The following is an 18,321-nucleotide window of genomic DNA, read 5'->3' on the forward strand; positions in this document are numbered from 1 at the left end:
CGCCCGGTAGCGTCACCGGACATGACGGTCGTACACCCGATCGCCCGGGCCTGGATCACCACCGGCGGCACCGGCGCGCAGAACTATGACGAGTTCGCCGACGACGCGGAGATCACCGCGATCATCGAGGCCAACCCGCACAGCGCTCTCGCCATCGAGATGCCGCACCGGGCGCCGGAAAGCCTCGGCCGTTCCTTCGCCGAGTCCCTGCCCGACGCCGTGGCCCGGCTGGCCGAGGCGAAGGCCGACGGCAGCTACACCCCGGCGGAGCAGGTGGTCGTCCTCTACCGGATCAGCTCACCGGTCGACGAGCCCGGCTACGGGATGTTCGCCCTGGTCGACACCGACCAGATCTCCACCAACGCCGACGAGCCGGGGCTGGTGATCCGCAACGAGGACGTCTTCATCGCCAAGGTCAGGGAGCGGGTCGCTCTCGCCGACGCGACCGGGCACCTGCTCTCACCCGTACTGCTGCTCCAGACCGGGCGCGGCGACGAGTTGCACGTCGCGCTCGCCGCGGCGACCGACGCGGCCGGGGCGCCCGCCGCGACCGACATCGACCAGGCGGGCCGGACGCACGCGATCTGGCTGCTCGGCCCGGGGGCGGCGCAGGACGAGCTACGCGCGCTGGCCGGCGGCGGTGAACTGGTCGTCGCGGACGGCAACCACCGCAGTCTGGCCGCGCAGACCGGCGGCATTCCGCGCTTCCTCAGCGTGATCACCACACCGGCCTCGGTGGCGATCCAGCCCTACAACCGGCTGGTGAGCGAGCTGACCAGCACCCCGGAGGAACTGCTCGACCGGCTCCGGTCGGTCGGGGCACGGGTCGAACCGGTCGACGGGGCGCCGACCGTGCCGGCACCGGGGGAGCCGGTCAGGCTCTACCTGGCCGGTCGGACGTACGCGGTGACGCTGCCGGGCGCCGACGGCGCGGTGGTGGAGAACCTCGACCACGCCCTGGTCGAGCGGGTGCTGCTGCGCGACGCGCTCGGGCTGGACCCGGGCGACAAGCGGATCACGTACGTCGGGGGCGACTACTCCGCCGAGTGGCTCGCCGGTGAGGTCGACCGGGGGCGGGCGGAGCTGGCCGTGCTGATCGCCCCGGTGACCGTCGACGACTTCGTGGCGGTGAACCTGGCCCGGCAGAAGATGCCCCGCAAGAGCACCTGGTTCACCCCGAAGGCCCGTGGTGGCCTGGTGTTGGCGGAGCTGAACGCATGAGCCGGGCCGGTACGGATGTGAGCCGGACCTGGTTGCCGGCGCCTGCGCGTCGCGGCCCCGAAGCGAGCTGAGAGACTGCCTGCCATGCGCGTCTACCTGGGATCCGACCACGCCGGTTACGAGTTGAAGGTGCACCTGGTCAACCACCTGGCCAAGCAGGGCTACGAGGTGGTCGACGTGGGGCCGCACGTGTTCGACCCGGACGACGACTACCCGTCGTTCTGCCTGCACACCGGCGACCACGTGGTCGACGACGTGGAGAGCCTCGGGGTCGTGATCGGCGGCTCGGGCAACGGCGAGCAGATCGCCGCGAACAAGGTCGCCGGAGTCCGGGCGGCACTGGCCTGGAGCGTCGAGACGGCCCAGCTCTCGCGGCAGCACAACGACGCGAACGTGGTCGCGGTCGGCGCCCGCCAGCACACCCTGGACGAGGCGACCGCGATCGTGGAGGCGTTCCTGACCACGCCGTTCTCCGGCAACGAGCGGCACGCCCGCCGGATCGCCCAGGTCACCGAGTATGAGGAGACCGGCGCCCTGCCGAGCCTGCCCGCCTGAGTCGGTGCACCGGGCGGAGCGGCCCAGAGACCGCCCGCCCGGTTCCCACTCGGAGGCCGCCGGCTCGGAGGCCGCGCCGGCTCAGAGGCCGCGCCGGCTCAGAGGCCGCGCCGGCTCAGAGGCCGCCCGCCCGGTTTCCGCACGAGCGGACCGGGTCGAGGGTGAAATCAACCGTCGACACCAGGCCGGCCGATATCCGCAGCCGTCGGCTCTGCGGCTTCCAACCGTCCCGGGCGACGATTACGTCGTACCGCCCCCGGGGCAGCCAGAGGGCGTACCGGCCCTGCTCGTCCGCGCTGAGCGTGTAACCGCTGGTGGGGTCGGTGACCAGGTTGATCTGCACTGTCGCCGGCACCGGGACCGGTGCCCCGGAGCAGGGCCGGCCGAGTACGGTCCCCTGAATCTTGCCCCAGCTCGGCGGTGGCGCGACGTTCATCGTCACCGGGACCGTCGGCGCCGGGTACGGGATGTCCGCCCGGAACGCCACCGTCGAGGCGTACGCGCCGGGCTGGTCGATCCCGTTCACCGCCCCGGCGGTGAGGCTCACCGTCACCGTCCTCGACTCACCCGGCGCGAGCGTGAACGTGGCGGGAGTCAGCGCCAGCCACGGTACGTCGACCGCGTCCTCGCACGCCTGGAGGCCGTCGAGCCGCTCCACCTGCCCAGACGCGGTCCCCTCCTCCGACAGACCGCCGAGCTTGTACGCGCCGCACGCCCCGGCGCCCCGGAACTGGGCGAAGTGCGAGTTCGGCAGCTCCGACCAGCTCTGGCGGACCGGGTCGAAGGCGATGGTGCGGTTGGTCATCACGTCCTGGTCGCCCCGGAGCCCCCCGTTGACCACCAGCAGTTCGCCGGCGGCGGCGTACTGGGAGCCCCAGAGCGGCACCGGCGGCGCGGGTAGCGGGCTCCAGGCGTCGGTCTCCGGGTCGTACACGTAGGCGTCGTTGACCGGATCGTTCCCGGCCCCGCCAGCGCAGTAGACCCGGCCGTCGATGCCGCCGCAGGAGGCCCAGGAGACGTCGCGGGGGTAGCTCGCGCCGGTGCTGAAGCGCAGCGTGCCGAGGTCCAGGACGACCAGGTCGGCGGAGGGTGCGCACTCGGTGTCCACGCAGCCCCCGACCAGGTAGAGCTTGCCGCCGACCACGGCGGTGCCGGCCGCCGCGCGGGGCGCCGGGTTCACCACCCCGGCCAATGTCTGCCAGGTGCCCCCGGTGGCGAGGTCGTAACCGACGACGCTCGGCAGCGGCGGGGCGTCCCAGTCGTCCTCGTCCTCCTCCCAGCCACCGACGACGTAGATCTTGTCGTTCGTGATCGCCATCGACGGTTTGCCACGCCCGCCGGGCAGGTCCGACAGCCGGGCCCAGCTCTCGGTCGCCGGGTCGTAGACCGAGGCGTGGTGCGCGTTGCCCTCCCCGAGGCCGCCGCCGGCGGTGTAGACCCGGCCGCCCCAGGTCGCTGCCGCGTTGTCGTAACCGGGGGAGGGGAGGTCGGCGACCGGTGACCAGTCCTGTGGAGCCGACGGGTTCCGGGCGGCGCCCCGGTACGGAGAGGTGCCGAGCGACGGACGAGACGTACCTGCCCGGGGGGCGGCGCCGGGGCTGGTGACCTTCCGCTCCACCAGCGGGGCACCGGGCCGGGAGAGCGGGCCGAACGAGGCGGGGCGTTCCAGCGTCTCGACCTCGGCCGGGGCGCTCCCGGTGTTGGTGAGCGTGACCGTCGCGGTACGGGTGCTGCCGTACGGCTGGTGCGTCACCACGCTGGGCGGGCTGACCGTCAACCGGCCGGCCCGCAGCGCGAAGTCGGCCCGTGTGACGTTGTCCCGGGCCACCACCACCGCTGCCGACGAAGTGGCGTACCCGGACCGGCCGGCCTGGAACTGGAGGCTGCCGACCCGGTTGGAGAAGAGCGAGTAGAAGCCGTCGGGCAGGTTCGGGTCGTCCGGCGTCGCCGCCGACAACGCGTACGGCAGCCCGGTCGCCTGGTCCGCGCGGACCACCTTGACCCCGGTCAGCGGGGCCGAGGTGTTCTGGTCCGTGGTGAAGCCGGCGACCAGGCCGCCCGGCACGGCGACGCAGCCGCCGTCGGCGTTGGCGTACCCGGGGGCGAGGCAGTCGGCTCCGACCGGCACCGCGATGTTCGTGGTCTTGTCCGTGGCGCCGAGCTTCACCGTGGTGGTCACCGGCGGGTAGCCGGGGTAGCGGGCGGTGGTGGTGAGCCGGTGTGTGGTGCTGCCCGGCACGGCGAAACTGAACCGTCCGGTGACCGGGTCGGTGAAGACCGGGCCGCCGGGGCGGCCGGGGACCTCGATCGCGGCGTAGAGCGGCCAGCGGTGGCCGGAGCCGTCGCTGACCCGCCCGGAGACCGTCACGGTCGGCGCCGCCACCAGGGCGAAGTTCCGGGTGGCGGCACCGCCCTCGGGCACCTCGACGGTCGTGGTCTGGGCGACGAAGCCGTAGCCGGCGGCGGTGACCGTCTGCCGGCCGGCCGGCAGCACGAGCGAGTAACGCCCGTCGTCGCCGGTGCTGACCCCACGCCCGGCGGCGCTGACCCGTGCGCCGGGGACCGGGTCGCCGTCGGTCGCGGTGGTCACCGTGCCGGTCACGGTGCCGACCGGCCCGCGTGGGGCGGCCAGGACCGCCTGGTACGCGTTGAGTCGGCCCTCGCCGAACGTGTTGTTGTCGTCCACTGTGCCGCCGCACTCGACCGCGTCGACGTCGATGGCGGTGCCGTCGAGCAGCGCCTCGGTCGCGGCCAGGTCCCCGCGCAACGTCGGCGCCGCCGACCAGAGCAGCGCCACCGTGCCGGCGACGTGCGGTGCCGCCATCGAGGTGCCGCTGAAGAAGTCGTACGAGTGCCCCGGCACGCTGGAACGGATCTCCACGCCGGGGGCGGCGATGTTCGGCTTGATCCCGTCGTCGACCGAGGAGGCGCCCCGGCTGGAGAAGTCGGCGATGACGTTGTCGCTGTCGTACGCACCGGCGGCGTACGAGTGCGGGTAGTCGCCGGGGGAGCCGGCGGTGCCACACTCCGGACCGGTGTTGCCGGTGGAGAAGTTCGGGAAGATGCCGACCGCCCGCCACGCGTCCACGGTGTCGGCGTACCAGCGGTCGCCGCTGCCACCGCCCCACGAGTTGTTGACGATGTCGGCGTGCAGGTCGGGGCGGGGGTTGTGGCCGCCGAGGTCGGTCGGGGCGAGCACCCACTGGCCGGCGGCGAGCAGTGCGGCGTCGGAGCAGGTGCTGGACTCGCAGCCCTTGGCGGCGATCCACCGGGCGCCGGGCGCGACCCCGATCCGGTTCTCCGGGCCGTCGCTGCCGACCATGGTGCCCATGGTGTGGGTGCCGTGTGAGTTGTTGTCGCAGGGGGCGGCGTCCGGGCAGACACCGGACGGGTCGTACCAGTTGTAGTTGTGGTCGAAGGTGCCGCTGCCCTGGTTGCCCCGGTAGGCGGCGACCAGCGCGGGGTGGTCGTACTCGACCCCGGTGTCGATGTTCGCGACGACGACGGTCTCTCCGCGTACGCGCAGTTCGTCCCAGACCCGGGGAGCCTCGATGTTGAGCAGGCCCCACTCGGCCTCGGCCGCCTCGGCTCGTTCGACCGGCTTCGGTTTCACCAGCGGGTAGCTGCGTGACGGCACGATCCGTTCCACCTCCGGGCGGGCCGCGATCGCGTCGACCAGGGCCTGGTCGCCCTCCACCCGGACGGCGTTGCTGATCCAGTACGCCGTGTGCCGTGCTTTCCTCGTGGTCAGTTCGGCTACCAGACCCCGCTGGGTACGGAGCGCGGTCTCGGTGAGTCGATGGTGGATCTCGACGGCGCGGGCGTCGGAGTCGCCGAGTCGGGCGGAGCCGCCCAGGTCGGCCCGTTCCCGGAGGTAGACCAGGAAGGTGGCGGTGGCACCGGCACGTACGGCGGCTGTCACCTCGGGGCTGACCGGTGCCGCGCTCCGGGTGCCGGCGGTGGCTGTCACTGGCGCCAGGGTTACCGCGAGTACGAGAACGAGCATCACGGCGAGTGAATTCCGTTGCCGGCCCCGGTGGTTGCCGACAGGTACCCGTGGATCCGACATCCGTGCCCCCTACCTGCGACTCCGCGCCCGGCGCCGGCTGCCCGGCGGGGGCGGGCTGGGGACGTCGCGCTGTGCGGAACGTACGGGTCGGATTTACGCAGAGTTATCGCGGTGTCAGCAACATAAGTGACCGATCTACGACAAAGAGACCGGACCGGGTACGGTCATCGGCCGTTGCGGGGCAGATCCTCGCGGGGCACCCAGTTGCGGCGGATCACCACCACCCGTTGCTCGGCCTCGGCCAGGTCGGCCTCGGACGGACGGGAAGCGTCCCGTGCCCGCATCGCCGCGCTGACGCCGACCTGGGAGGCGCCCGATCCGATCAGACCGCGCAGGCCGCGTTCGCTGTCCCGGTCGTCGGATCCGTTCCCGTGCCCACCACCGTTGCCGCCCCGATGTCTGTCGGGACCGGGCGAGCGTCGCGGCGCGTCGGACTCCACGACCGGATCGTGCACCTCGGAGGTGGTCGCCGACCGCCCCTCCGGAGTCCAGTCGTCGGTGCTGCCATCGGGGCCGGCGGTGGAACCGTGCCGGTGCCGACGTCGACGACGCTCAGGATCAGCCATGTGCCGACGGTACCCGCCCTCCGGTCGACCGGAGATGGGCGATCTCCGTCGGTCTGTCGATCGATGCCCGATTCCACAATCGGTCGATGCCGCCACGCGGACGGTTTGTGCTCTGGTTACCCTCGAATCGGGACGGGTCACCCGGCCCCGATGGGGGAGGACAGGAACAGATGTCAGACCAGACGCAGCGGTGGACCGACCAGACCACGCAGCCGTGGGCCGAGCAGACCGTCGAGGTGCCGCCGCAGCGGGACGGCTTCCAGCGCGGGGTGGCTTCGGTCGGCCCACGCGCGCCCCGGACCGAGCGGAGCACCGAGTCCTTTCCTGTCGCCCCACACGAGGAGACCGGGACCGGCTGGCCGATCGAGGACGAGCCACGGGAGCGGATGCCGCTCGCGTACCACCTGCGGCAACTGCGCAAGGGCAGTCACTGGAGCACGCTCGGCGGGCTCTTCGCCTTCGTCTGCTGGGGTGTCTGGGCGATCTCGGCCCGAGGCGACTTCACCAGTCCGGTGGTGGCCTTCCTGCTCACCCTGCTGGTGGCGGTCGGTCTCTTCGCCCTGACCCGGCTGCTCGGCCGGGTCGTGCTGGAACGGCAACTGGGTCGGGTACGCCGCAGCGCCCGGGGGGCACACCTGGTCGCCGGGATCTTCCTCGCCGGCGTCGGGGTGGCCTACCTGCGGCAGACCGAGTGGGTGGTGAACGCCTGGAACTGGATCGCCGGCACCTGATCCCGGGCACCTGACCTCGGGGCTCGGGCGGCAACCTCCGGCCCGAACACCTCTGTGGTGCCGCGCCGATCAGGCAGGCGGGTGTCGAATCTTCCACGGACCAGCAACGAACCCGTGGTCTCACTCGTCATACATATGCCTGATTTTCAGGTCAGCCGGGGGCGACGACCGTCCGGTTCGTGCGCTTGCCGGAGGTCGAGACCAGTGGCTCTGCTCAGCGTGATCATGCCGGTCTACCGGGTCGAGGAATACCTGGCCCGCTGCCTGGACTCGATTCTGCGGCAGCCCTTCGCCGACTTCGAGGTGATCGCCGTCAACGACGCCTCGGACGACGGCTGCGCCGACATCCTGGCCCGGTACGCGGCCACCGACCCACGCCTGCACGTGGTGACCCTGGACCGCAACCGTGGGTTGGGCCGGGCGCGCAACGCCGGCCTGGCCCGTGCCACCGGTACCTACGTCTGGTTCGTCGACAGCGACGACTGGCTGCCTGACGGCACCCTGGGCGCCGTCGCCGACCGGCTGGCCGACACCCGACCCGACCTGCTCGTGACCGGGTTCAGTCGGATCTACTGGGACGGCCGGGTCCGGACCGAGTCGGTGTCCCGGGTGCTCGGCCCGCCCGGTGCGCCGCAGGTCTTCACCCTGGCGGACCGCCCGGCGCTCCTCTCCGTACTGCACATCGCCTGCAACAAGATCGTTCGACGGCGGTTCCTGACCGAGCTCGGACTCTCCTTCGGCGACGGCTGGTACGAGGACGTGTCGTTCAGCTTCCCGCTGATGTTGGCGGCGGAGCGGATCAGCCTGCTGGACCGGGACTGCTACGCCTACCGACAGCGCCGTACCGGTGCGATCACGCACACGGTCAGCGAGCGCCACTTCGAACTCTTTCCGCACTGGGACCGGGTCTTCGCCTTCATGGCCGCCCGTCCGGAGATCCGGGACGGTCTGCGTGGCCTGGTGTTCCAGCGGATGGTCTGGCACTTCCTCCAGGTGCTCGGGCATGCCCAGCGGGTGCCGGCGGCACGGCGCCGGGAGTTCTTCGCCGCCATGGTCGACCGGTTCCGCCGGTATCGACCGGTCGCCGGCTACCAGGTTCCGTCGGGCGCTGCCGGGGTCAAGCACCGGCTCGTCGCCACCGGGGCGTACCGCCTGTTCGAGGCGCTGCGCCGGGCGAACCGGGTCGGTGGTGTGCTCGCCCGGCGGCAACGTACGCGGGTCCGTTCCCGGGCCCGGTCGCACCCGGCGGCTTCGGCCGCGACCGTGGTCTGGCCGGCCGACGAAGTGATCATTCCGGGTGAGGTGCGGGACCGGGTGCGCTGAGGCGTCCCGGGCGACGGGGTGGCAGCCCGTGTTCGCCGAGCGGACCCACCCGCCACCCGCGCCGGGCGCACTCGTCCAGCAGGTACGGCAGCGCGGCCAGGCTCGACCGCCAGGCGCCCGGTGCGGAGGCGCAGTCGGAGTCGTGCAGCAGGATGGTGCCGCCCCCGGCGAGCCCGGTCCGGAGCGTGGCGAGCACCGACGCCGGGGTGGCGGTACGCGTCCAGTCCCGCCCCCAGCAGGTCCAGAGCACCGGGCTCAGGGCCAGTCGTCTCGCCGCCAGCAGGGCTGAGGCGCTCAGCACCCCGTACGGCGGCCGGTAGAAGCGGGGTGTCTGGCCGGTCGTCTCCCGTACCAGGTCCCGGGTCCGGGCCAGGTCGTGATGGGTCGCGTACGGGCCGCGCAGCAGCAGGTTCCGGTGCGCCCAACCGTGTACGGCCACTTCGTGCCCGGCCGCGGCGAGGTCCCGCCCCACCGAGGGCGCGTCAGCGAGGGTCGAGCCGAGCAGGAAGAACGTCGCCCGTACCTGGTGGGCGGCGAGCGCTTCGGCGAACCGGGGAGTGGAGGCCGGGTCCGGCCCGTCGTCGAAGGTCAGCGCCACGTGGTCGGTCGCACCGAAGCCGCTGAGCCGGGGAAAGAGTCGCAGCCGGACCCGGGGCAGCACGGTCACGGCGGGGACGGCGTTCGCCACGGCGGTGCCGAGCGTGGCCATCAGGGCGGCCCGTCGTCCGGGGCGGCGGATCTGGTCGCTCATCGGGTCGGCCCGCCGGGCCCGGGGGTGGCTCCGGGCCCGGAGTCGACCGGTGCCGGGCGCGCCGCCGGGAGCCCGCGTACCCCGGTTGTCGCCCTCCACCACGTCACGCCGCCTGTTACCCGGTCTGCGCCGGATCATTCCTCATCGTCGGTGAGTTCGCCGGCACGGGACATCGTCGGCTACGGGTTCGACGGGGCGTCGAGCGGTGCATCCGGGACCCGGACCGGCTTAATGAAAATGAGTACCGTTATCGTGTGGTGGTTGGAAGGAGGCCCCGATGGCCGTACCCAAGCGCCGCACCTCGCGCGCTAACACCCGGCACCGTCGCGCCCAGTGGAAGGCGAGCCCGCCCACCCTGGTCACCTGCCCGTGCCCCCGGCAGGAGAAGGTGCTGCCGCACCGGGCCTGTGCCCACTGCGGTCTCTACAAGGGCCGCCAGGTGGTGGGGGAGGGATGACGGTCCTGTCGCGACTGCCGGTGACCGTGCTCTCCGGATTTCTCGGCGCGGGCAAGACCAGCCTGCTCAACCACGTACTCGCCAACCGCGACGGGCTCCGGGTGGCGGTGATCGTCAACGACATGAGCGAGGTGAACATCGACGCCGCGCTGGTCCGGGACGGAGGTGCGCTCTCCCGGACGGAGGAACGCCTGGTCGAGCTGACCAACGGCTGCATCTGCTGCACGCTCCGGGACGACCTGCTCGACGAGGTGGCCCGACTCGCCCGGCAGGGCCGGTTCGACTACCTGCTCATCGAGTCCAGTGGCATCTCCGAACCGATGCCGGTGGCCGCCACCTTCGCCTTCGGTATCGACACCGGACCCGATCCGGCCGACACCGCCGCGCCCGCCGTGAGCGCGGACCGGACCGGGAGCGCCGACCGGGCGTACGGCGGCCGGGTACTCGACGATCTGGCCCGGCTCGACACCATGGTCACCGTCGTGGACGCGGCTCACCTGATCGCCCAGATCCACGCGGGCGAGTCGTTGGAGGAGCGAGGGCTGGCCGCGTACGACGAGGACGACCGGACCATCGCCGATCTGCTGGTCGACCAGGTCGAGTTCGCCGACGTACTCGTGGTCAACAAGACCGACCTGGTCGAGCCCTCCGAACTCGCCACCGTCGAGGCCCTGCTCACCCGGCTCAACCCCGGCGCCCGGCAGGTGCGCGCCACACACGGGCGGGTCGCGCTGCCGGAGGTGCTGCACACCCGGCTCTTCGACCTCGAACGGGCGGAGACCGCGCCCGGCTGGGTCGCCGAGCTGAACGGCACGCACGTCCCGGAGACCATCGAGTACGGCATCAGCAGCACCGTCTTCCGGGCGCCCGCCCCGTTCCACCCACAGCGGCTCTGGGACCTGCTCACCGGCGGTGGACTCGCCGCGTACGGCGTCCTGCGCTCGAAGGGGTTCCTCTGGCTTGCCAGCCGCCCCGGCGTACAGGCGCTCTGGTCCCAGGCCGGGCCGAGCGGCCGGTGTGACCCGGTCGGGGTGCCGGTGGTCGTCTCCGGCGAGTGGCCGGACGACCCGGCGGAGCGGGCCGAGGTGAGCGCGCGCTGGCACCCGGTCTTCGGCGACCGCCAGCAGGAACTGGTCTTCATCGGCGTGGACCTGGCGGTCGAGCCGCTGCGGGCCGCGCTGGCCGGCTGCCTGCTCACCGAGCGGGAGTTGGCGATCGGGGAGCAGTCCTGGTCGGCGTTGCCCGATCCCTTCCCCGAGTGGGATCTCGCCGACCTCGACGACCACCCTCACCTCCCGGTGGCCTCCTGATCGTCGGCCGCTCAGGCACGGCTCCGGCGGTGTGCCGAGGGCCTGAGCGGCCGACGTCCCCGGTCGATCGGGGTCAGCGGTGGTGGCGGGCGTACTTGGCTCGGAACTTCTCCACCCGGCCGGCGGTGTCGAGCAGACGCTGGCGGCCGGTCCAGAAGGGGTGGCTGGCGGAGGAGATCTCCACGTCGATCACCGGGTACGTGTTGCCGTCGCTCCACTCGATGGTCTTCTCGCTGTTGGCGGTGGACCGGGTGAGAAAGGCGAAGTCGGCGCTGCGGTCGCGGTAGACGACGTAGCGGTAGGCGGGGTGGATGTTCGGTTTCATCGTGGTTCGGTTCCTTCCGGTGTTGATTCGAGTTCGGGCCGCTGCCCGGTCGGATCGGGCTGCTGTCCGACGGTTTCGGGCTGTTCCCCGGCGGGTTCGGGCTGTTCCACGACGGGATCGTGGTCGTCGCCGAGGGGGAAGCAGCCCGCGAACGGGTCGGGGTACGCCCGCCATTCCGACTCCCCGTCGGCCAACTCGGCGTCGGAGAGGAGGCAACCGGCGAGCAGCCGGTGGATCTCCACCGGGTCGAGGTCGAGGCCGATGAAGACGAGGTGGTTGCTCCGGTCCCCGTAGTAGGGGTCCCAGTCCAGGTCGGCGGCGAGTCGGCGCTGCTCGCTCGCCTCGATCCAGCGTTCGGTCGGCAGGTCGACCAGCCAGCGCCCCAGGGTGCCGAGGCTCAGTCCGCCGCCGGCGAACTCCCAGGCGACCGCGGTCTGCGGTTGACTGGCCAGCCAGAGGTGACCACGGGAGCGCAGGGCCTCGCCGGTGACCGTCTCCAGCACGTCGTGCAGCCGGGTCGGGTGGAATGGGCGGCGGGCGCGGAAGACCGCGGAGACCACGCCGGAGTCGGGCAGTGGCGCGTGTACGCCGAGCGGGTAGCCCTCGATGCCACGGGCCAGTACGCCGGGAGTCTCCGGGCGGTGCCGGTGGGTGTGCCGCAGGTGCCCGCGTAGGGCGGTGACGTCCACCCGTCGCTGTGCGGCGGCGGCGACGTGGACGGCCCACGGCGCCATCCGGTGCAGCAGGGTCGCGAGCTGCCCGGTCCCGTACGCCCCGTCGGGGGACTCGCCCCAGAGCACGACGGTGTCGGCGTACTCGATCTGCCGGGAGATGACGTCGGCGAGTGCGCGATCGTCCTCCTCGGCGGCTTCGATGCCGAGGGTCACCAGGTCGTCGGTGCTGCCGAGGCCGTCGAGCAGGTGTTCGGCGTCGACCACGGTCACGTACGAGTCGAAGCGGACGAGGTCGGTGACCGGAACCCCGTCGAGCAGGCAGTACGCGCACGCGGCGGCGACCGCCTCGGGTTCGACCACCTCGGGCAGCATCAGCATCAGATCCCGTCCGGGTCGGGTCCGGGCCAGTCGGGCCAGGGTCGGCAGGACGTCCTCGCGCAGCGTGCACGAGACGCAGCCGTGGGCCAGCGTGATCGCCTCGTCCTCGATCACCCCGGTCTGGTCGCGGACGATCCGGCGGACGGTGCCGTGGCGTACGTCGGTCAGGTCGTGCCGGACCAGCAGCAGTGTCGGGTCGTCGGTGAGCAGGGCGCGGGCGACCGCGAAGGTGGCCGAGGGCCAGAACCCGGAGAGCACGGTGACCGCCGGGCGCAGGTCGGTACGGGCCTGCGGGATGCCCGCCGGGGCAAGCGATGACGACATGCGGGGTCCCTTCGTTCTAAATGAAAACGGTTGTCATTATAGGCACGACCGCCCCGGCCACCGACCGGCACCCGGGGGTGAAAATGAAAACGGTTTCCGTTACGGTGTGGGTCAGAGGAGGAACTACCGTGTCCAGACGATGTGATGTCACCGGCGCCGAACCGAGCTTCGGCAACGCCGTCTCCCACTCGCACCGGCGCACCCGCCGCCGGTGGAACCCCAACATCCAGAGCCACCGCTACTGGCTCGCCAGCGAACGGCGCTGGGTCCGGCTGACCCTCACCGCCAAGGCGCTGCGCACCGTCGACCGCAAGGGGATCGACGCGGTCGTAGCCGAGTTGCGAGCCCGTGGGGTGAAGCTCTGATGGCCCGCCAGACCGATGTCCGACCGGTGGTGAAGCTGAAGAGCACCGCCGGGACCGGCTACACGTACGTCACCCGCAAGAACCGTCGCAACGACCCCGACCGGCTGGTGCTGCGCAAGTACGACCCCCTGGTACGCCGGCACGTCGACTTCCGCGAGGAGCGCTGATGGCCCGGCGCAGCCTCGGCAACCGGCAGAACCGACGCGCGGCACTCGTGGACCGGCACGCCGCTCTCCGGACCGCACTCAAACGGGCGATCGTCCACCCCGACAGCGAGCCGTCGGCGCGGGCCGAGGCGGTCCGCCACCTCAACCGGCTGCCCCGGGACAGCAGCCCGGTCCGGTTGCGCAACCGGGACCAGGTCGACGGCCGGCCGCGCGGAGTGCTGAGCAGGTTCGGCCTCTCCCGGGTTCGCTTCCGTGAGCTGGCACTCCGGGGCGAACTGCCCGGCATCCGCAAGGCGTCCCGGTAGCCGCAGGAGAGACGGGTCACCGGACCACCGGGTCACCGGACCACCGGGCAGTCGGCGGACCGGCACGGTGAACAGTCGGCGTGGCGACCTCCCCGCCCCCTCTTTGGTCGCCACGCCGACGCCCCGTCCACCGGGCGGACGCGGTACGTCGCGATCGTGGTGAAACGCGCCACCGGGTATCCCCGTACACTTGGCTGCGCCTGTAGGCCGAGTCGGAAGGGTGTCCACTCGTGATCAAATCCATGCCGGGGACGACCCGCAACACCCGACAGCGTGGCGAGGTCGTCGCGCTGCTCGGCGAGCTGAACGAGTTCCGCAGTGCCCAGCAACTGCACGCCGACCTGCGTCAGCGAGGCGTCGGCGTCGGGCTGACCACGGTCTACCGGACCCTGCAGACGCTGGTCGACGCGGGCGAGATCGACGTGATGCGGCTGCCGAACGGGGAGCAGCTCTATCGTCGGTGCAGCCCCACCCATCACCACCACCTGGTCTGCCGCCACTGTGCGCGTACGGTCGAGGTGGCCGGGCCGACGGTCGAGACCTGGACCAAGCGGGTCGCCGAGGAGCACGGCTTCACCGACGTCGGACACACCCTTGAGATCTTCGGCACCTGCGCCCAGTGCGCGGATGGTGCCCAGCGGAAGGGCTGACCACCCGATGAGCGGGCGACTACGGGAGATCGCCCGCCAGACGGTGGAGATCGCCGAGTCCGGGCACTACCGGGATTCCGCCGGTAGGGAGATCAGCATCGCCGGGGCGGTCGCGTCGGCGGTCGCCGGGACCCGCCACTACCTGCCCGAGACTCCGTTGCCCGAGCCACCGGCGGCCGACGTCGGCGGTGCCGGCACGGTGGTGACGGTGACCCGGGAATCCACCCTGGTCGCCGCCCGACGGCTCGCCCCGGACGCGGCCTGCCTGGTCTTCGCCTCGGCAAAGAACCCGGGTGGCGGTTTTCTCGGCGGGGCGAAGGCGCAGGAGGAGAGCCTCGCCCGCGCGTCCGCGCTCTATCCCTGTCTCCGTACCGCCCCGGAGTTCTACGACTTCCACCGCGCCCAGCACGACCTGCGGTACAGCGACCGGGTGATCTATTCGCCGGCGGTGCCGGTCTTCCGGGACGACAAGGGGAACCTGCTCGACCAGCCATACCAGGTCGCCTTCCTGACCTCGGCGGCGCCGAACCTCGGCGCGATCCTGCGCAACCAGCCGGCGGACGCGGCGGAGGTGCCGGCGGTGTTGCGGCGTCGGGCCGAACGGGTGCTCCGGGTCGCGGCGGCGCACGGCCACCGGCGGTTGGTGCTCGGGGCCTGGGGCTGTGGCGTGTTCCGCAACGACGCCGCCACGGTGGCACGGGCCTTCGCCGGGGCGCTGGCCGAGGTGAACGGGTTCGACGAGGTCGTCTTCGGGGTCTACGACAACCTGTCCGGGACTCCGGTGCACGCCGCGTTCGCGGAGGTCTTCCCGGTCGCGTCCGCCGTGGCCTCGGCCGTCCTCGAATCCTGATTCGCTACTGCTCCGGGCCGGGGAGCCCGGCCAGGGCGGCGTGGATGATGTCGCGCGCGTCCTCACCGTGCCGGGCCACGTCGCCCAACCGGTCGAAGATCCGGCCGAACCGTTCCGCGTCGACGGAGGTCTGCCAGGTCTGCTCCTCGGCCCAGGTCTCCACCGTGATCGTGTCGTCGAACATGACAAAGCCGTGCAGCGGGGCCAGCGGGAGGCGGGCGTCGACCGGAATGACGCCCAGTTCCAGGTTGCTCAGGCCGATCAGCGCGGTCAGTCGGTCGAGCTGTCCGCGCATCACGTCCACCGGACAGAGCGACATCCGCAGTACGGACTCGGTCACCAGGAACCGGAACTGCTTGCTGGAGTCGTAGAGCACCTGCTGTCGTTGGATCCGGAGCAGCAGCGCCTCCTCCAGATCGTCGGCGGGGGCACCGTGGAACTCGACGTTCTCGGCGAGACGTACCCGGGCGTAGTCGGCGGTCTGGAGCAGGCCGGGCACCACGCCCAGTTCGAAGTTGCGGATCAGGGTCGCCTCGGCGGCAAGCTCCATCATGGAGCGTTGGGTGCCGGACTGGGCGGTGTCGCTGGCCCCGCGTCGCCAGGCGATGTGTTCGCCACGCAGCTCCCGGAGCTGCCGTAGCAACTCGTCGACCAGGGAATCGTCGAGTCGTACGGCGACACCCCAGGCCCGTACGTCGTCCTCGGTCGGTAGCTGTCGACCGGTCTCGATCCGGGATATCTTCGACTGGACCCAGCCCAGCCGGCCCGCCAGGTTGACGCCGGAGATGCCCTCGCGGGCACGCAGCTCCCGCAGTCTCGCCCCTAGCGCCCCTCGATCGTTGCCGGTCTGGTTGCTGGACATCACCTGCTCCTAAGCTGCGCTTGGGTAGGCGTCACGGTACCGCTCATACGCCATCGCACGCTGTAAAGCAGCGACTCGACCCGCGGGCATCGGGTCGGCTCGGCCGCCGGGGGCCGGTCCGGACCCCTCGCCGGCCCGAGGGTCCGCCGGCCGGAGTCCCGGCCAGCCGAGGTGATCGGCTCACCGGCCGGTCATCCGGGACGTGCCCCTGGCCGGTGAGCCGATCGCCCGTGACTAGAGCGCCTTGGCGATCTCCGCCAGTACGTCGACCGGAACCTCGACCACGGTCTCGTGCGCGGGTACGTCGAGCTGGGCCAGGGCCTCCGGATCCGATACCCGCCACCCCTGGACGACGAAGGTGTCGCGGTCGGTGCGGTATAGGGATGGGCAGTTGTTCACCTGGGACAGCGCGGTCTTGCGAACGAAGGTGAGCTTCACGGCTCCACCTCTCACTCTCGGGTATGTCGCTTTTGGCCGGATGCCTGGCGACCTGCGTTGCATTATGCGGCTGCGCGATCGGCGTCCTACCAACTTTCCCGCGCGACACGGGCATCAAAACTGCCTTAACCTCAGCTCAGTCGCACATATCCGACACCGACCGTATTGATGCATGATCCAGTCTCGACCGGAGCTGCATGATTAACGCATAGGAACGCCGCCCCGGGCCGTGGTCACAGCTCGGGGCGGCGCTGGTGCTCGTGCGTCGGTGCTGCGCGTGAGTGGTGCTCGGGGGTCAGCGGTGGTCGTTGGCGGCGGGGATCGCGCCCACGTGCATCTTGTAGATCCACACCGGATATTCGATCGCCTGCTCGCCGCCGTTGAATCCGGCGCTGCGGTTCAGTTGCGGCACGGGGATCCAGAGGTCGCCCTCGCCGTCGAGCCACATCGCGTCCGCCCAGACCAGTCGTGGATCCGCGACCAGCGTCTCCACCTCCCGCTCCGCCGTGATCGACAGGATGCGTCGCTGGTTGGCGTCGTTGAGGTAGATGACACCGTTCGCGTCGATCGCGGTCCCACCGGTGGTCGGCGTGTCCAGCCACGTCTCCACCTGATCGGCCAACTCGCCGGGGGTCACCAGCGGGTCGTCCAGCCATCGGGTCGCGATCCGGGACATCGGTCCGGACGCCGGCTGGTAGAAGAGCTGGCGGCCGTCCGGGGAGACCTCCAACTGGTCGGCGTGGACCCGTGCCTCACTCCCGTCGGGCGTACGCAACAGTTGGCCGTCGGCGTACATCGGGCGCTGGTCCGCCACGCTGGGGTGGTCGTCGAGCAACCGACGCAGCTCACCGGTGGCGAGGTCCAGCACGATCAGTCCCGGTTCACCCGCGTCGGTGAGGTAGATGTGGTTCCCGTTGAAGCGCAGGTCGTCGAGGTAACTCCGGGCCTTGGTGATCGGCCCGAGGTCGTAGATGTCGCTCACGGTGTCCGTACTCAGGTTGACCACGATCAGGCGGGCACCACCCGGCACGGCCGGGCTGCCGACTCCCGGCGCGCCCGCGTCGATGATCCAGAGTCGTCCGTCCGGGCCGATCCGCAACCCGTTGACCTGAACGAACGCCTCCATGGCTTCGGGCCCGGGATGGGGCGTGTTCCACGCCTGGTCCGGGTAGGGCACGATCTGTCCGGACGCGCTGAGTTCGGCGACCTGGACGCCGGGTCGGTCGGCGTTGGGGAAGCTGACGAAGACCCGCCCGTCGCCGCTTGTGGTCACGCCGCTCCAGGCGCGGTCGGAGCGGTAGGTGGCCTCCAGTCGAGGGTCGTTCTCGGTCGGTAGCCCGATCATGTACGCCTCCTCCCCATGTGACACCCGGGGGGTCCGCGTGACGCACGCGGCCCGGGGTCGACAGTTGGCGCGTACCCGCTGCGCGGTGGCGTACCCCTGATGGTGGCGGGGGTCAGCTCTCGGTGCAGGCCTCGTCGTTGACCGAGGTGTTGATCCGGGCCAGCAGCGTGTGCAGGGTGGCGATCTCGTCCGGATCGAGGTGGGCCAGAAGCTCCCGCTCCACCGCGCTCATGGTGGTGTCGACCCTGGTGACCGCCGCGGCGCCGGCCTCGGTGATCACGACGATGTGCCGTCGGCGGTCGGCCGGGTCCCGGCGCCGTTCGACCAGGTTGTCCCGTTCGAGGTCGTTGAGGATCGCCACCAGTGCGCTCGGGTCGACCTCAAGCGCCTCCATGAGGGCCTGCTGGCCGATCGGACCGGTCTCGGCGAGATGCATCAGGGTGATGCCCTGTCGGGTGGTCAGGCCGGTAGCCTCCAGTGCCTGGCGCATCCGGGCGTTGCTGATCCCGCCGTGGCGGGCCAGCAACAGGCCGATGCGGTCCACCGCCCGCCGGGACCGGGTCTGCTCGGCCGTCATGCGGATTATGTTAGCAGAGACAAAATGATCCGCTCTGCCCAATCGTTTGGGTTCAAAAACTACCTGGTACGGTCGACG

General features: G+C 71.4%; 20 protein-coding genes. 11 read left to right on the top strand and 9 right to left on the bottom strand.

The window, feature by feature from the left end; all coding sequences use genetic code 11:
- Positions 1 to 21 precede the first annotated feature (21 nt).
- Positions 22 to 1,221: a DUF1015 family protein gene (locus ACIBF5_RS24975; protein ID WP_396815293.1), complete on the top strand. Its 1,200-nt coding sequence runs from the start codon at positions 22 to 24 to the stop codon at positions 1,219 to 1,221.
- An 84-nt stretch (positions 1,222 to 1,305) separates the two neighbouring features.
- On the top strand, positions 1,306 to 1,776 hold the full coding sequence (locus tag ACIBF5_RS24980) for a ribose-5-phosphate isomerase (protein ID WP_396815294.1): 471 nt from the start codon (positions 1,306 to 1,308) through the stop codon (positions 1,774 to 1,776).
- Positions 1,777 to 1,891: 115 nt separating this feature from the next.
- On the opposite strand, the gene ACIBF5_RS24985 is transcribed toward ACIBF5_RS24980, so the two are convergent.
- Positions 1,892 to 5,782, bottom strand: a complete 3,891-nt coding sequence (locus ACIBF5_RS24985; RefSeq protein WP_396815295.1) for a S8 family serine peptidase — start codon at positions 5,780 to 5,782, stop codon at positions 1,892 to 1,894.
- A 227-nt stretch (positions 5,783 to 6,009) separates the two neighbouring features.
- Positions 6,010 to 6,411: a hypothetical protein gene (locus ACIBF5_RS24990; RefSeq protein WP_396815296.1), complete on the bottom strand. Its 402-nt coding sequence runs from the start codon at positions 6,409 to 6,411 to the stop codon at positions 6,010 to 6,012.
- Between the two features lie 170 nt (positions 6,412 to 6,581).
- Between ACIBF5_RS24990 and ACIBF5_RS24995 the strand changes: the two genes are divergently transcribed.
- A complete protein-coding gene (locus ACIBF5_RS24995) occupies positions 6,582 to 7,142 on the top strand; it encodes a hypothetical protein (protein WP_396815297.1) in 561 nt (186 codons plus the stop codon).
- Between the two features lie 204 nt (positions 7,143 to 7,346).
- A complete protein-coding gene (locus tag ACIBF5_RS25000) occupies positions 7,347 to 8,465 on the top strand; it encodes a glycosyltransferase family 2 protein (RefSeq protein ID WP_396815298.1) in 1,119 nt (372 codons plus the stop codon).
- Here the strand turns inward: ACIBF5_RS25000 and ACIBF5_RS25005 are convergent.
- Entirely contained in the window at positions 8,431 to 9,354 is a 924-nt protein-coding gene (locus ACIBF5_RS25005; RefSeq protein WP_396815299.1) for a polysaccharide deacetylase family protein, read from the bottom strand. The two genes, ACIBF5_RS25000 and ACIBF5_RS25005, sit on opposite strands and share 35 nt — an antisense overlap.
- Before the next feature lie 139 nt (positions 9,355 to 9,493).
- On the opposite strand from ACIBF5_RS25005, the gene rpmF reads away from it, so the two are divergent.
- Both rpmF and ACIBF5_RS25015 read left to right on the top strand, forming a co-directional pair.
- The gene (gene rpmF, locus ACIBF5_RS25010; protein ID WP_121156563.1) at positions 9,494 to 9,673 is read left to right on the top strand and encodes a 50S ribosomal protein L32; all 180 of its coding nucleotides are present in this window, start codon (positions 9,494 to 9,496) and stop codon (positions 9,671 to 9,673) included.
- Positions 9,670 to 10,983 carry a GTP-binding protein gene (locus ACIBF5_RS25015; RefSeq protein WP_396815300.1) on the top strand — a complete coding sequence of 438 codons (1,314 nt, stop codon included), beginning with the start codon at positions 9,670 to 9,672 and terminating at the stop codon, positions 10,981 to 10,983. Before rpmF ends, ACIBF5_RS25015 begins: the two co-directional genes overlap by 4 nt.
- Positions 10,984 to 11,056: 73 nt before the next feature.
- On the opposite strand, the gene ACIBF5_RS25020 is transcribed toward ACIBF5_RS25015, so the two are convergent.
- A complete protein-coding gene (locus tag ACIBF5_RS25020) occupies positions 11,057 to 11,308 on the bottom strand; it encodes a type B 50S ribosomal protein L31 (protein ID WP_396815301.1) in 252 nt (83 codons plus the stop codon).
- Positions 11,305 to 12,684, bottom strand: coding sequence for a CobW family GTP-binding protein (locus ACIBF5_RS25025; protein ID WP_396815302.1), 1,380 nt, complete (start codon positions 12,682 to 12,684; stop codon positions 11,305 to 11,307). The genes ACIBF5_RS25020 and ACIBF5_RS25025 overlap by 4 nt, the downstream gene beginning before the upstream one ends.
- A 128-nt stretch (positions 12,685 to 12,812) precedes the next feature.
- Here ACIBF5_RS25025 and rpmB point away from each other — a divergent pair, with 128 nt between their 5' ends.
- The 5 genes from rpmB (at position 12,813) to ACIBF5_RS25050 (ending at position 15,021) form a co-directional block, all read left to right on the top strand.
- Complete coding sequence (rpmB, locus tag ACIBF5_RS25030; protein ID WP_396815303.1) at positions 12,813 to 13,049, top strand: 50S ribosomal protein L28; 237 nt, start codon at positions 12,813 to 12,815, stop codon at positions 13,047 to 13,049.
- Complete coding sequence (gene rpmG / locus ACIBF5_RS25035; RefSeq protein WP_121156558.1) at positions 13,049 to 13,216, top strand: 50S ribosomal protein L33; 168 nt, start codon at positions 13,049 to 13,051, stop codon at positions 13,214 to 13,216. Before rpmB ends, rpmG begins: the two co-directional genes overlap by 1 nt.
- On the top strand, positions 13,216 to 13,521 hold the full coding sequence (rpsN, locus tag ACIBF5_RS25040; protein WP_396815304.1) for a 30S ribosomal protein S14: 306 nt from the start codon (positions 13,216 to 13,218) through the stop codon (positions 13,519 to 13,521). Before rpmG ends, rpsN begins: the two co-directional genes overlap by 1 nt.
- Before the next feature lie 242 nt (positions 13,522 to 13,763).
- Positions 13,764 to 14,171, top strand: a complete 408-nt coding sequence (locus ACIBF5_RS25045) for a Fur family transcriptional regulator (protein WP_396815370.1) — start codon at positions 13,764 to 13,766, stop codon at positions 14,169 to 14,171.
- 7 nt (positions 14,172 to 14,178) lie between these two features.
- Complete coding sequence (locus ACIBF5_RS25050) at positions 14,179 to 15,021, top strand: TIGR02452 family protein (protein WP_396815305.1); 843 nt, start codon at positions 14,179 to 14,181, stop codon at positions 15,019 to 15,021.
- 4 nt (positions 15,022 to 15,025) lie between these two features.
- Here the strand turns inward: ACIBF5_RS25050 and ACIBF5_RS25055 are convergent, their stop codons facing one another.
- The 4 genes from ACIBF5_RS25055 to ACIBF5_RS25070 form a co-directional block, all read right to left on the bottom strand.
- Positions 15,026 to 15,883, bottom strand: coding sequence for a helix-turn-helix domain-containing protein (locus ACIBF5_RS25055; protein ID WP_396815306.1), 858 nt, complete (start codon positions 15,881 to 15,883; stop codon positions 15,026 to 15,028).
- 234 nt (positions 15,884 to 16,117) lie between these two features.
- Complete coding sequence (locus tag ACIBF5_RS25060) at positions 16,118 to 16,321, bottom strand: hypothetical protein (RefSeq protein ID WP_121156554.1); 204 nt, start codon at positions 16,319 to 16,321, stop codon at positions 16,118 to 16,120.
- A gap of 295 nt (positions 16,322 to 16,616) precedes the next feature.
- Positions 16,617 to 17,666, bottom strand: coding sequence for an L-dopachrome tautomerase-related protein (locus ACIBF5_RS25065; RefSeq protein ID WP_396815307.1), 1,050 nt, complete (start codon positions 17,664 to 17,666; stop codon positions 16,617 to 16,619).
- Between the two features lie 112 nt (positions 17,667 to 17,778).
- On the bottom strand, positions 17,779 to 18,243 hold the full coding sequence (locus tag ACIBF5_RS25070) for a MarR family winged helix-turn-helix transcriptional regulator (RefSeq protein ID WP_396815308.1): 465 nt from the start codon (positions 18,241 to 18,243) through the stop codon (positions 17,779 to 17,781).
- Between the last annotated feature and the right edge of the window lie 78 nt (positions 18,244 to 18,321).

The organism is Micromonospora sp. NPDC050417 (assembly GCF_044458865.1).
Lineage (GTDB): Bacteria > Actinomycetota > Actinomycetes > Mycobacteriales > Micromonosporaceae > Micromonospora_G.

What these genes read in the sequence shown, in the direction of transcription:
- ACIBF5_RS24975 (WP_396815293.1), top strand. Translation starts at nt 22, where the DNA reads ATGACGGTCGTACACCCGATCGCCCGGGCCTGGATCACCACCGGCGGC.
- ACIBF5_RS24980 (WP_396815294.1), top strand. Translation starts at nt 1,306, where the DNA reads ATGCGCGTCTACCTGGGATCCGACCACGCCGGTTACGAGTTGAAGGTG.
- ACIBF5_RS24985 (WP_396815295.1), bottom strand. Translation starts at nt 5,782, where the DNA reads ATGCTCGTTCTCGTACTCGCGGTAACCCTGGCGCCAGTGACAGCCACC.
- ACIBF5_RS24990 (WP_396815296.1), bottom strand. Translation starts at nt 6,411, where the DNA reads ATGGCTGATCCTGAGCGTCGTCGACGTCGGCACCGGCACGGTTCCACC.
- ACIBF5_RS24995 (WP_396815297.1), top strand. Translation starts at nt 6,582, where the DNA reads ATGTCAGACCAGACGCAGCGGTGGACCGACCAGACCACGCAGCCGTGG.
- ACIBF5_RS25005 (WP_396815299.1), bottom strand. Translation starts at nt 9,354, where the DNA reads ATGATCCGGCGCAGACCGGGTAACAGGCGGCGTGACGTGGTGGAGGGC.
- rpmF (WP_121156563.1), top strand. Translation starts at nt 9,494, where the DNA reads ATGGCCGTACCCAAGCGCCGCACCTCGCGCGCTAACACCCGGCACCGT.
- ACIBF5_RS25015 (WP_396815300.1), top strand. Translation starts at nt 9,670, where the DNA reads ATGACGGTCCTGTCGCGACTGCCGGTGACCGTGCTCTCCGGATTTCTC.
- ACIBF5_RS25020 (WP_396815301.1), bottom strand. Translation starts at nt 11,308, where the DNA reads ATGAAACCGAACATCCACCCCGCCTACCGCTACGTCGTCTACCGCGAC.
- ACIBF5_RS25025 (WP_396815302.1), bottom strand. Translation starts at nt 12,684, where the DNA reads ATGTCGTCATCGCTTGCCCCGGCGGGCATCCCGCAGGCCCGTACCGAC.
- rpmG (WP_121156558.1), top strand. Translation starts at nt 13,049, where the DNA reads ATGGCCCGCCAGACCGATGTCCGACCGGTGGTGAAGCTGAAGAGCACC.
- rpsN (WP_396815304.1), top strand. Translation starts at nt 13,216, where the DNA reads ATGGCCCGGCGCAGCCTCGGCAACCGGCAGAACCGACGCGCGGCACTC.
- ACIBF5_RS25045 (WP_396815370.1), top strand. Translation starts at nt 13,764, where the DNA reads ATGCCGGGGACGACCCGCAACACCCGACAGCGTGGCGAGGTCGTCGCG.
- ACIBF5_RS25050 (WP_396815305.1), top strand. Translation starts at nt 14,179, where the DNA reads ATGAGCGGGCGACTACGGGAGATCGCCCGCCAGACGGTGGAGATCGCC.
- ACIBF5_RS25055 (WP_396815306.1), bottom strand. Translation starts at nt 15,883, where the DNA reads ATGTCCAGCAACCAGACCGGCAACGATCGAGGGGCGCTAGGGGCGAGA.
- ACIBF5_RS25065 (WP_396815307.1), bottom strand. Translation starts at nt 17,666, where the DNA reads ATGATCGGGCTACCGACCGAGAACGACCCTCGACTGGAGGCCACCTAC.
- ACIBF5_RS25070 (WP_396815308.1), bottom strand. Translation starts at nt 18,243, where the DNA reads ATGACGGCCGAGCAGACCCGGTCCCGGCGGGCGGTGGACCGCATCGGC.